9 protein-coding genes are annotated in these 12,140 nt (G+C 41.1%); 4 read left to right on the top strand and 5 right to left on the bottom strand.

The window, feature by feature from the left end; genetic code table 11:
- Positions 1-4: 4 nt before the first annotated feature.
- Positions 5-1,078: a GRAS family protein gene (locus tag P1X15_RS31145; protein ID WP_277342017.1), complete on the bottom strand. Its 1,074-nt coding sequence runs from the start codon at positions 1,076-1,078 to the stop codon at positions 5-7.
- Positions 1,079-1,157: 79 nt separating this feature from the next.
- Entirely contained in the window at positions 1,158-3,560 is a 2,403-nt protein-coding gene (locus P1X15_RS31140) for a 3-hydroxyacyl-CoA dehydrogenase/enoyl-CoA hydratase family protein (protein WP_277342016.1), read from the bottom strand.
- A 284-nt stretch (positions 3,561-3,844) separates the two neighbouring features.
- Between P1X15_RS31140 and prfA the strand changes: the two genes are divergently transcribed.
- From prfA to P1X15_RS31125, 3 genes are all read left to right on the top strand, one after another.
- Entirely contained in the window at positions 3,845-4,921 is a 1,077-nt protein-coding gene (prfA, locus tag P1X15_RS31135) for a peptide chain release factor 1 (RefSeq protein ID WP_277342015.1), read from the top strand.
- An 88-nt stretch (positions 4,922-5,009) separates the two neighbouring features.
- A complete protein-coding gene (locus P1X15_RS31130) occupies positions 5,010-5,438 on the top strand; it encodes a (4Fe-4S)-binding protein (protein ID WP_277342014.1) in 429 nt (142 codons plus the stop codon).
- Positions 5,439-5,534: 96 nt separating this feature from the next.
- Complete coding sequence (locus P1X15_RS31125) at positions 5,535-6,659, top strand: acyltransferase family protein (protein ID WP_277342013.1); 1,125 nt, start codon at positions 5,535-5,537, stop codon at positions 6,657-6,659.
- A gap of 23 nt (positions 6,660-6,682) precedes the next feature.
- On the opposite strand, the gene P1X15_RS31120 is transcribed toward P1X15_RS31125, so the two are convergent.
- The gene (locus P1X15_RS31120) at positions 6,683-8,395 is read right to left on the bottom strand and encodes a VRR-NUC domain-containing protein (RefSeq protein ID WP_277342012.1); all 1,713 of its coding nucleotides are present in this window, start codon (positions 8,393-8,395) and stop codon (positions 6,683-6,685) included.
- 131 nt (positions 8,396-8,526) lie between these two features.
- Here P1X15_RS31120 and P1X15_RS31115 point away from each other — a divergent pair, with 131 nt between their 5' ends.
- The gene (locus P1X15_RS31115) at positions 8,527-10,077 is read left to right on the top strand and encodes an OmpA family protein (RefSeq protein ID WP_277342011.1); all 1,551 of its coding nucleotides are present in this window, start codon (positions 8,527-8,529) and stop codon (positions 10,075-10,077) included.
- Between the two features lie 58 nt (positions 10,078-10,135).
- Here P1X15_RS31115 and P1X15_RS31110 read toward each other — a convergent pair whose 3' ends face one another.
- Positions 10,136-10,537: an Hsp20/alpha crystallin family protein gene (locus P1X15_RS31110; RefSeq protein WP_277342010.1), complete on the bottom strand. Its 402-nt coding sequence runs from the start codon at positions 10,535-10,537 to the stop codon at positions 10,136-10,138.
- A 77-nt stretch (positions 10,538-10,614) separates the two neighbouring features.
- Complete coding sequence (locus P1X15_RS31105) at positions 10,615-11,136, bottom strand: hypothetical protein (protein ID WP_277342009.1); 522 nt, start codon at positions 11,134-11,136, stop codon at positions 10,615-10,617.
- Between the last annotated feature and the right edge of the window lie 1,004 nt (positions 11,137-12,140).

Here is a 12,140-nt window from a genome sequence, read left to right as displayed (position 1 = left end):
AGGGTTAAAATGGCTGGGCATAAAATACATTAGTTATTTCCTCATTTTTGAAAACCACGGCATAATGTTCAGATAAATCTACCTTCAATACTACCTCCTGCATCTCTTGAGTTTCAAACGATTGAAGAGGCTTTTGGAGCACAAATCCTGCTTGTTTGAAAAGTTGTAGCCATTGTGAAGTAGCGTATTGTTTTTCTACTCTGAGCTCTTCGGCTTGGCCCAATACATCATCTATCTCCCGACTAAAAAAAAGTTTTAGAGCCGCTTTTTCTTTAGGTGTAATTTCCAATGTATCTATCACTTCAAAAACTAACCCATAATGAAGTGCTGCATTGCGAAAACGAGTACCATAGTGAGGCTCAAAATGGTCAGATACGGGTTCTGACAAGATAAAAACCTCTGGTGATAACTTCCGAATATAACTAAAAACTTTTTCGCGGTCGGCTGCTTTCTGTATATGATGCAACGCAAAGGAGGCATTGATTACCAAAGTATCATAATGTGTGGGTAATAACGTCTCTATTTGGACAAAGGTCATGTTTTCAATCAAAGCCTGATGAGAAACAAAGTTGACCTTAAAAGGAAGTAATAGATTTGTGAGATTGTGTTGGGCGGTTTGAAGTGCCTCCGCAAATGGCTCTACCCCTAGCACCGTCAATTGTTTTATCTGACAATCAGGCTGTTTTGCCAACTCCTGCAACACATTCACTATTTGCATTCCGGTGCCAATACCAATATCCATTAATACAGGATTCTCAAATTTTTTCAAACTCAACACTAAAAGCGCATTAGCGCAAGTTTGAGTAAGCGAAGCAAGGGGCAATTGTTGAATCAATAACTCGAACAATCGAATTTGGGGTATTTCAAATTTTTGAAGATAAATATGTTCGTTGGACTGTCCACCTGATAAATGCTGACGCATCGCTTTGGCCAATACAAAACCAAACATGGCTTCTGGATGGTCAAGGTCTTGGAGAGAGTTTTGGTATATATTCTCCAAGGTTTCTTTATCAGCATCGGTAAGTTGGTCAGGTAGGTGTTGAGCAATGTTTTGGAGTATTGGTAAAAGGTTTTTCATATCAAAGTGTATTTACCCAAAATTAAAAAAGTCACGGCGCAAATGCACCGTGACTGTATAAAAACTCAAATCTTCTGAATTAATTCCTTGGAGGTTTTCCGCCGGTAAGCAATCCTTGCATACGCTCCAAGGTTTTTTTCTCACCTGTTAAAGAAAGAAATGCCTCTCTCTCTAAATCAAGGAGATACTGCTCTGTCACCTGCTGTGGATAACTCAAGTCTCCCCCACAAATCACATAAGCCAACTTATCCGCAATCTTGGCATCGTGGTCAGTGATGTAATTGGCCATACGCATACTAGCTATTCCCGCTTTAAAGAGGGCAATACCCGTTTTACCTTGGACTTTAATATCGGTGCGATGCTTGGGTTGAGTATAACCATTTTCGGCCAAATCAACCGCGGCTTGTTTGGCTTCTGCAATCAATCTGCTACGATTCAGTACAATTTGGTCACGGTCTGCTTTGATGTAATTCATTTCTACGGCTTCTTGGGCCGAAGTAGAAACTTTCGCTTGAGCGATATTCATAAAAGCATTTTGCAAGATATTCAACTCAGGGTCACCAGTTTGGTACAAATCTGAACAGCGCAAGGCCATTTCTTTCGTACCTCCTCCGGCTGGAATTAATCCTACACCCAATTCGACCAATCCCATGTAAGTTTCGGCATGCGCAACTACTTTGTCGGCGTGCAGATTCAGCTCACATCCTCCTCCCAAAGCCAAGGTATGAGGTGCTACCACTACGGGTATCGACGAATACCGCGCCCGCATCATGGTTTGCTGAAACTGCGCAATCATCAGATTGATTTCGTCATAATCTTGCTCGATAGCAAACATAAACAACATCGCCAAGTTGGCTCCTGCCGAAAACGCTTCGTTGGATTCATTTCCGACCACAAGTCCTCGAAAATCTTTTTCGGCTACCGCATAGGCACGATTGAGCCCTTCTACTACTTCTGCCCCAAAAGTGTTCATTTTGGAGTGAAATTCTACTCCTGCAATACCATCTCCTAAATCATAAATAGATGCGCCCGCATTTTTCCAAATGATATTTTGCGATTTGTTTTCGAGAATGATAAACGCCTCTTGACCAGGAATAGGTTTATAAGACTGAGAAGGAATATCGTAGTAAAGCTTACGGCTATTTTCTACTTTATAAAAACTTTCGTTGCCAGCCGCTAGCATATCATACACCCACTGAGCAGGTTTAGCCTCCAACGACTCCATGATTTCTACCATCTTTTGTACACCGACGGCATCCCAGGTTTCGAAAATACCAAGTTCCCAGCCAAATCCTGCACAAATCGCTTGATCGATGCGATAAAGCTCATCAGAGATTTCGGGAATACGCAATGAGGCATAGCGGAAACTACTGGCAAAGGTACGCCGATAAAACTCCCCCGCTTTGTCGGTGCCTTTGAGCAACACCCCAAAACGTTTTTTGAGATTGTCGATAGTCTTTGTTTTTTCGAGCGTCTCAAACTTTACTTTTACCGAGGGTTTGTATTCGAGTGTGCTCAAATCCAAAGCTAAAATCAACGTTTTGCCTTTTTCATCTTTTGTTTTCTTATAAAATCCTTGTCCTGTTTTATCTCCCAACCATTTTCTTTCCATGAGTTGAGCTATAACAGGCGAGATATTAAAATCGGCCCGCGATTCATCGTGGGGTATTTTGGCTAAATTCCCTGATACATTAACGGTGATATCAAGCCCCACTACATCCGACAAACGAAACGTTCCCGATTTGGGACGGCCTACTACGGGACCCGTCAATTTATCAACTTCTTCTACCGTCAAACCCATTTCTTCGGCTATGCGCACCGTCTGAACTAGGGCATGAATGCCTAGACGATTGGCAATAAAACCGGGCGTATCTTTACACAAAACTGTTGTTTTACCCAAAAACAACTCTCCATAATGCATCAAAAAATCAATGATTTTAGAGTTAGTTTGGGGGCCTGGAATCACTTCAAACAAACGTAAATAGCGTGGTGGATTAAAGAAGTGCGTTCCACAAAAATGTTTTTGAAAATCTTCACTACGACCTTCTGCCATCAAATGAATCGGAATACCTGAGGTATTGGAGGTGATTAAAGTACCTGGTTTGCGCAGCGCATCCACCTTTTCAAACAATGAGCGTTTGATATCTAGTCTTTCTACAATGGCTTCTAATACCCAATCGTAGTTTTTGATTTCGGCTAGATTGTCGTCAAAATTTCCAAGTTTGATACGACTTGCAAACTTGGGACTATACAAAGACGCAGGCGTAGCTTTGAGCGTATTTTGAAAAGCATCATTCACAATACGATTGCGCACAGCAGGATGCTCAAGGGTAAGTCCTTTGGCTTGTTCGGCAGCATTTAATTCTTTGGGAATAATATCTAACAACAATACTTCTACACCAATGTTGGCAAAATGACACGCAATACGCGACCCCATGATGCCTGAGCCTAAGACGGCTACTTTTTTAATACTCCGGTTCATGTATGTAGTTATCAATTTTAAGGATACTATTGGATATTTTTGAAAGTCAAAAGTAGAAAAAAATATTATGCAAGCATACTATTATTCAAAAATAATGACTAAAAAAAGTCTAAAAAAATAGAAAATAGATGATACCTCTCCCATATACCTTAAGGTGTTGTTTAAAGTAAAACACACTCATTGAAAATCTATCTAAGTATAGAGTTAAAATCGTAACTTTGTGGTTTAAATCAGTTTGGGGATGTATTTCATTGACTGATTCATAATTAACCAATTGACAACCGATGTTAGAACAGTTAGAGGCCATAAAAGAGCGTTTTGAGGAAGTAGCCCAGCAGATTGTGCAGCCCGAAGTAGTTTCGGATCAAAAACGCTTCTCAAAATTGAGCAAAGAATACAAAGACTTGGATAAAATTGTCCAAAAATACCAAGCTTATAAAAAAGTACTGAGTGATATTGAAGGCGCAAAAGAACTCCTCGCTACCGAAAGCGACGAAGATATGCGCGACTTGGCCAAAGCCGAACTTTCTGAACTTCAGCCTCAGGCCGAAGAACTGGAAGCCACACTGAAAGAAATGTTGATTCCCAAAGACCCTAACGATAGCCACAATGTAATTCTTGAAGTCAGAGGCGGTACAGGTGGCGATGAAGCAGCGATTTTTGCGGGAGACTTGTTCAGAATGTATCAGCGCTTTTGTGACCGCATGGGCTGGCGCATGGAAATCATGGACTTTACCGAAGGAAGTACGGGAGGCTACAAAGAAATCATCGCGAGTATTGAAGGCGAAGATGTGTATGGTAAGCTCAAATTTGAATCGGGTGCTCACCGCGTACAACGCGTGCCTGTAACAGAATCACAAGGGAGAGTGCACACTTCAGCCGCTACCGTGGCGGTGCTTCCTGAGGTAGAAGACGTAGAAGAAGTAGAAATCAACCCTGCCGACATCGAAATCATTACTTCACGGTCAGGGGGTGCCGGTGGACAGAACGTCAACAAAGTAGAAACAAAAGTGCAACTCACTCACAAACCTACGGGTATAGTGGTGGTTTGTCAGGTAGAGCGTAGTCAGCACGGTAACCGCGAGCGAGCCATGAATATGCTACGTTCGAAACTCTACGAAATGGAATTGAAAAAACAAAATGACGCAGTATCTTCTCAGCGTAAGTCATTGGTAGGAAGTGGCGACCGTTCCGACAAAATCCGCACTTACAATTACCCACAAAGCCGCGTCACCGACCACCGCATCGGATATACTGTTTATAACTTACCAACCGTAATGGACGGCGAAATTGGCGATTTTATTGAGCAACTTCGCATTGCTGAAAACGCCGAACGTATGAAAGAGGGCATGCCCGCCTAAATTTCGGTCGCTACTAGATTTTAAGTGGAATTTGATTAGATTTCGTTGTTTTTTACGGCTTTTCTTTTTCACTTAAAATCTACGATAAATGGAAAATCAAATCACCAAAAAATACACAAACGAGGAAGTAACAGTGGTATGGCAACCTCATATGTGTATTCACTCCGCCCGTTGTTTTAAAGGTCTTCCTACTGTTTTTGACCGCCATAAACGCCCTTGGGTAACTATCGAAGGAGACACTACTGAAGCTATCATAGGTCAAGTAAAAAAATGTCCTTCTGGAGCACTTTCTTATTATATGAATGCAGAAATAGAAGGTGAAGCTACAGTAGAAGGTAATACAGTTGTAGAAATGCTACCCAATGGACCACTCCTTGTATATGGGAATCTGACCGTCAAGGATACCCAAGGCAATGAGTCTAAGAAGTCTAAAGTGACGGCATTTTGCCGTTGTGGACAATCAAGCAATAAGCCCTATTGTGATGGCTCTCATATAACTTCAAAATTTGAAGGCTAGTAGATAGTATTTCATACAAAATCTGTCGTATTACTAAAAAAGCGATGCAGATGTTCTTCAATAAGTACTTTTCTTAACCACCTATCATTTTCTTTTATGACTAAACCTTCTACCGATACAGGTTCTCATCGGTTGCTTTCTTTGGATGCCCTACGGGGATTTGACATGTTTTGGATTGCAGGGGGTGAAGAAATATTTCACCTACTCGCCAAAGCCACTGGATGGACAGGCGCTATCATTATGGCCGAGCAACTCACCCATCCCGAATGGAATGGATTTCGAGCTTACGATCTTATCTTTCCTTTATTTCTTTTTTTGGCGGGCGTATCGGCACCTTATTCGTTGGGTTCTCGTCTCGAACGCGGCGACGACCGCAACAAATTGCTTCGTAAAGTAATTCAACGGGGATTGACGCTGGTTTTATTAGGTATTATCTACAACAATGGTCTTCAAATCAGACCCTTAGAAGACATGCGTTTTCCGAGTGTGCTAGGACGTATAGGCTTAGCAGGGATGTTTGCTCAGATTATTTATCTCTATACCAATACTCGTACCCAATACATATGGTTTGTAGGACTTTTGCTTGGCTATTGGGCTTTTGTGATGTTGGTACCAGTGCCTGGATGTGGTGCTGGTCATATGACCATTGAGTGCAATCCCGTTAGTTATTTAGATTATATGCTTATACCGGGGCATTTGCATCGTGATATTCATGACCCCGAAGGACTGATTTCGACTATACCTGCTATTGCCACTGGCCTACTTGGTATCTTTGCAGGCAACTTACTTCGAGCAGATGAGCGCTCCACTACGCGCCAACAAAAAGTGCTCATCTTATTTATAGGCGGGATTCTTTTCCTCATCATCGGCAAACTGTGGGATTATGTTTTTCCCATCAACAAAAACCTCTGGACTAGCTCTTTTGTGATGACTGTAGGCGGATGGAGCTTGATTCTGTTAGCTATTTTTTACTGGATTATCGACATCCAAGGCTGGAATCGATACGCTTGGATACTGGCAGTGATTGGTATGAATTCCATTTTAATTTACATGGCCCAACATTTCATTGATTTTGAATACACTTCAGAGCGACTCTTTAGAGGCATCGTTAAGTACTTCTCTGAGCCTTACCAAAAGGTATTCTACGCCATTGGGTATGTGATAGTAGAGTGGCTAATGTTGTGGTTTTTGTACAAGAAAAAAGTATTTTTGAAAGTATAAATAACAACACAGGAGGTCTCTTTTTAGGTAATAGAGAGGTCTCCTGTTTCTATTGTATCTCCCCACTCTACTCTCAGTACACGTGCTTTGATTCCTAAATCTGCCATAAATTGCATCCAATGTAGCTGCTGCGACGACAAGTGATCGGTAGGTGACTTTACTTCTACAAGTTCTAATCCATTTTCATCCCAAACCATCAAATCTGGAAAGCCACGGGTATTCTCTCGGAGATTGGTGGCAATTTCTAGCAATATGGCCCGGGTTTGTAAGGGCGTCAAGTGAAGGGCTATTAGCTTTACAAGTTCCAGCAAAATTTCATTCCAATCTACCAAGACATTGGCAATCCCAAACTTTTCGATAAAAGTGCTTTCTAAAGTTTGAGCTATCATCTCAACAGACTCAAGTTGTGATAACCTTTCTCGAATTTGAGGCGCTCTTTTGCGAAAAAAATCAGGTTGGTAAAAATCAGAAGGCATTCGTTGAAGCGGATGATGAATCGCTTGTACATTGGTATCATAGATGATATCCCAAAAAATAAGTCCAAATAATCCCCGCCAAGGGTAGTTTTCGGCATGAAGAGCTTGCTTACCATTCAAGACAAAATACTCTGCGACTCCCTGCTCCACACGATGCCGAAAATCAGGGGAGATTGTTACACTATCTGATTCTTTCAAAAATCGCGTAACACTCTTACGGACCTTTTTCTTGGCATTGTTTATTTTTTCCTGAAAATCTAGGGCAAAAAATCTTTCATCGGCATTTTGAGGGTCATGGGCTATGGCTTCACAAAGCGCGATGGCTTCTTCTACAAATCCCATACGATGTAGCAACCGAACCCGCCGCTCTCTGGAAGGAATATGGTCAGTAAGCTGATACACCGTAAGGGCTTGCTCAGGAAGCTTTTGGCGTTCGAGGTAAGCTGCGACTCTATTGATTAGTTTTATATAAGAAGGCTGTGCTACTTCGCCTAAGTGCCCAATCGAAGCTTGCCAATTCATAAACCAATCAAAAATTTCTTCGGCTGGTGTGGCTTCTTCTTGCATTTCATAAAACTGCTCCGCCGTGAGAGATACCATGAGTTTGTCTTCTGCCTCTTGTCGAGTAGCAAAGCGTGCGGTATAGGCGTCGTCTCGATAGCGTTCAAAATTGACCTTCCCCAAATCTCTTATCACAAATTCGGTCATATCGGCGTAGCGGTTGCCAAAAAACAAGAACTTTAGCATCATTACCTCTACCTCATATTTGACTTTGATGACATTATCTTCAATACGATTTACGAGCAATTCAAACGTATAAGTATGCGTCAGATACCGTATCAAATCTGCTTTTTTGAGGGGTTTGAGAGAAAGCTCCGAAGGAGGAGCCATTTTTACCCATTCTTCTTTGGTAAACAAATTTACCACCTCTTCCGCGTAAGGCTCGTGCTTGGGGGTAAGTGCTTCTATAAAACCCTTCTCTTCTAGCTCATACAATGCCGCAGGAATATCCTCTATTTCAGGATATTTCAGCTTGGCAGTCCTAAAAAAGAGCCCTTTTCTATTGCTAAACCTCACAAAAAGACATTGAGCATCTTCGGACAAAGCTCGAAAATCATCAATGAGTTGCCTTTCCGATTCATTTAAAATGGAACCATACAGCTTTTCAACAAATTCGACCAGAAACAAAAAGTATTCTAAATAATATTTGGGGGGCAATTCTGCCGCAGGTGTCGGCTCTTTAGATGGGATTGATTCCATAGCTATTAGTTAGATTCTACACAAAGTTTGGGAGTAAAATCAATTAGAATATCAATTTTAAATGCAAATTCGTTAAAATGGTATGAAATTAGCTCTTTCAAGTGAAATCATGCATTAACTTGTGAATTATAATGAAGCCAAGCTCACTTCTTTTTGTCTTACTTTTTGAGTCTTTTGTGGGATTTTCTCAGCCTAAAATCGAAAATTTAGGTAATTCCGTCAATTCTGAATATAACGAAATTAACCCTGTTATTTCTCCCGATGGTAAAACTTTGTTTTTTGCCCGAGTAAGTCACCCCCAAAATGCGCACGGCCCCGAAGGAAGTCAGGACATTTGGTATTCAGAATTAGCAAACAACCAATGGGGGCTGGCTCGCCGCATGACCCAACCTCTCAACAAAGAAGAATACAACTGCGCATATAGCGTCACTCCCGATGGCAATACCCTCCTCATTATGGGAGCTTATGAGAAAGGGGCTTATCAAACACGCGGGTTTTCGTTTAGTAAACGTACCGCTAATGGATGGTCGGCACCTCAAAAACTCAATATTCCCAATCTCGAAAGTATGAGCAAAGGCGAATACATGTGTGGATTTTTGTCGAATGATGGCAAAACTCTTTTGATGGCTTTTAGCGAAAAAAAGCGTAGCACGAAAGATGATATTTATGTGAGTTTTCTTCAAAAAAACGGTACTTGGACCAAACCACAAAGCCTTGGTTTAGACGTAAATACGGATGATTTTACGGAAACTACTCCCTTCTTGGCCTCCGACGGGGCTACCTTATATTTTTCGAGCGACCGTACGGGCGGGCAAGGCAGCAATGATATTTATTATACCAAACGAATCGATAAATCTTGGAAAATTTGGTCTAAACCTGTCAATCTAGGCCCCGCTATCAATACGGATGGTTATGACGCTTATTATACCATTACGGCAGCGGGCGATTATGCCTACTTGGTTTCTAAAAAAAATACGCTCGGCAAGGGAGACATTGTCAGGATTAAAATCAAATCCGACGAACCAAGCGCCCCTCCTATCGTACCTGCTCCCGAACCAGTCGTAATGCTGAGCGGAAAAGTATTAGATACCAAAACCGGAAAACCTATCGAAGCTCGCATCATTTACGAAAATTTGGCTGATGGTACGGAAGTCGGAACTGCCCAAACTGACCCACGAACGGGAGAATACAAAATCGTACTGCCCAAAGGCTTGAAATATGGTGTGAGAGCGGTGGCTAAGGATTTTATTGCGGAAGCAAAAAACATTGACTTAACAAATGTCAAAGATTATAGAGAAGTAGCGGGTACCAACCTCACGCTTGTGCCTATTCAAGTAAATGAAGTCGGGGTTTTGAACAACTTATTTTTTGATACTGGCAAAGCGGAAATCAGACCAGAATCAAACCCAGAACTCGACCGTATGGTGCTCACTTTCAACGAAAACCCAGGGCTTGTATTGGAAATTGGAGGGCATACCGATGATGTCGGAAGTGATGCGGCCAACATCAAACTTTCTCAGGATCGTGCTGATTCTGTAAGAGAGTATTTTATTGGAAAAGGTATCGAACCCGACCGAGTACAAAGCAAAGGATATGGAGAATCGAAGCCTAAAGTACCCAATACCACCGAGGAAGGCCGGCAAGTCAACCGTCGGGTTGAGTTCAAAATTCTACAGAAATAACATATCATAACCCAAAAAACTAAAGAGGTCAAATGCTAAGCATTTGACCTCTTTAGTTTTAATATTCAATATCTATGTGTCGGCGGAAATTGCGGGTGGTATATTTATGAGGTAAATGGATATGAAGCTGTTGAGATTTAAAATCATACCGTGCCGTAATGCGCTCTGAATCTACATCATTAGGTAAAAATACATTGGCAAGCGTACGAACAGTCTGTAGATTGTCCATACCATCTGGACGCTCCGCAAATAGAGGCAACAAATGATACACCCACAATCGATTGTTCAACACATCAACCTGAAAGCTATCGGCTTCTAAGCCCGCTGCCTTTATTTTTACATCATATCCTTCTTCTTGTTGCGCAACCACAACTTGAGGTTCGCTCATGCCACCATTTGTGGTATTGGCAAAATCTATGGCGGTCAAAATATCTTGGGGAATTTCTATTTTCGTTTTCATCTTGCTAGTTGGCTTGTTGCTTAGAATAGTTCAAACAACATACCACTGCATTTTTTACTGACAAAATGACTATTCATTTACTGACCATTGCCAATATGTCGCAAAAATTCCTCTATTTTCTCCATTTGATACGGATTTTCCCCATCTAAGACCATCATATTTTCTATATTCAATGGCGGCTGACCATATTTTAAGAAGCTTTCCCACACATGTTCAAGAAACCACTCAGGCTCTTTTCCCCAACGCGTCTCGGCCAATCGTCGTTTATAGAAAGTTTCTTTTGAGATAGTGGTAAAAAAACAACAATCATAATTCAGATTCATCTGAGCATCTGCAAAGACGAGTATTCCTTCCAAGATTACCACATCAAACGATTCGTTGAAAAACATAATCGCTTTTTGGAGAAGCGCAAAGTCAACAGAAGCAGGATGTTCCCAATCTGCTTGATTCTGAATCAGCGGAAGCTCTTTTATTTTTTTTACAAAATCATCTTGATGAAGCGCAATCGCCGTTTTATTTTGGGTGCGATAGTGCCAAACTAAGGTTTCGGCTAAGGTTGTTTTTCCTGAGCGACTGCATCCGCCAATGCCAATAATCATCGTTAATTTAAAGAATAGTATAAGTAATTGAGCAAAAATAGACTTTCCAAGTTTATAACCCCTCTGATTATCAATAGTATAAGCCCAAAACCGCGCGGCGGACCGTTTGGAAAGTCTCACCTAATTTTGCGTAAGTACTTTAGATACAAACTTATTGATTCACCCCCTTAAAAGGGTGCATTTTAAAACTCCGTTTTTCGCGCTATACCGGTAAAAAAACCATATATCTTCACGTATTAGCTGGATTAACTTCGCTTTTTCAGTAAAAATATGAATTTTTACTGACATGACTCGCAAAGAATTTCTTGTCCTTACTAACACACAATACGACAAACTAACAGATTTACAGTCTAAGGAGGATTTTGCCAAAATTTGAACAGAACTTGAAGGGCAAATTATGCACGCTAGCTTGAAAAAAGGCACCTCGGCTGATAAGCGAAAAAAACGATTGCCATGTATATGCATCTATTGACGGGAATATGATTCAGATGGGTCAAGCCGCAGGTAACAAAATGACATCAACATATATTGAAAATCAAAAAGTTGTCCACTGAAACCAAAAACGAGCCTGCAAAACTTTTGGAGTACTATAAAACCAATCTGAATCGGATGAATTACAAATTATTCAGTAAAAGGTCTAATGATTAGAATTCTGTCACGCAGCTACTAATACAAGCAGCGTAAAATTGAAATGCACCCCTTTGAATAGTGGGCAAGAAGGGTAAGGTCTTTTGATTACCTACATTGACTACTGTGTGTTTGGGGCTGGGCTCCCCAAAGTCCTTATTTAAATCAAGGGGAGACGAATATCTAAAAGCGTACCGAAATAAGATAGTGTTTAAATCGGTACACCTCCGCAAAATCAGCCTAAAAAAGCTGTATCACCCTGAAATAGCTTGACAGATTTAGGATTCATTTTTGGTCACTGAAATAGTTTCTAAAATTGTACTTTTTGCTTTTTCTCACGTTTTGATGCTCTCCATCTTTTAGTTAATGGTCCCTTC

Source organism: Runella sp. MFBS21 (assembly GCF_029433105.1).
Classification (GTDB): Bacteria; Bacteroidota; Bacteroidia; order Cytophagales; family Spirosomataceae; genus Runella.
Note: the sequence above shows the minus strand (reverse complement) of the source record. Positions and strands in the feature narration are given on the sequence as shown.

Coding starts and splice junctions, on each gene's coding strand:
- P1X15_RS31145 (WP_277342017.1), bottom strand. CDS start 1,078: ATGAAAAACCTTTTACCAATACTCCAAAACATTGCTCAACACCTACCT.
- P1X15_RS31140 (WP_277342016.1), bottom strand. CDS start 3,560: ATGAACCGGAGTATTAAAAAAGTAGCCGTCTTAGGCTCAGGCATCATG.
- prfA (WP_277342015.1), top strand. CDS start 3,845: ATGTTAGAACAGTTAGAGGCCATAAAAGAGCGTTTTGAGGAAGTAGCC.
- P1X15_RS31130 (WP_277342014.1), top strand. CDS start 5,010: ATGGAAAATCAAATCACCAAAAAATACACAAACGAGGAAGTAACAGTG.
- P1X15_RS31125 (WP_277342013.1), top strand. CDS start 5,535: ATGACTAAACCTTCTACCGATACAGGTTCTCATCGGTTGCTTTCTTTG.
- P1X15_RS31120 (WP_277342012.1), bottom strand. CDS start 8,395: ATGGAATCAATCCCATCTAAAGAGCCGACACCTGCGGCAGAATTGCCC.
- P1X15_RS31115 (WP_277342011.1), top strand. CDS start 8,527: ATGAAGCCAAGCTCACTTCTTTTTGTCTTACTTTTTGAGTCTTTTGTG.
- P1X15_RS31110 (WP_277342010.1), bottom strand. CDS start 10,537: ATGAAAACGAAAATAGAAATTCCCCAAGATATTTTGACCGCCATAGAT.
- P1X15_RS31105 (WP_277342009.1), bottom strand. CDS start 11,136: ATGATTATTGGCATTGGCGGATGCAGTCGCTCAGGAAAAACAACCTTA.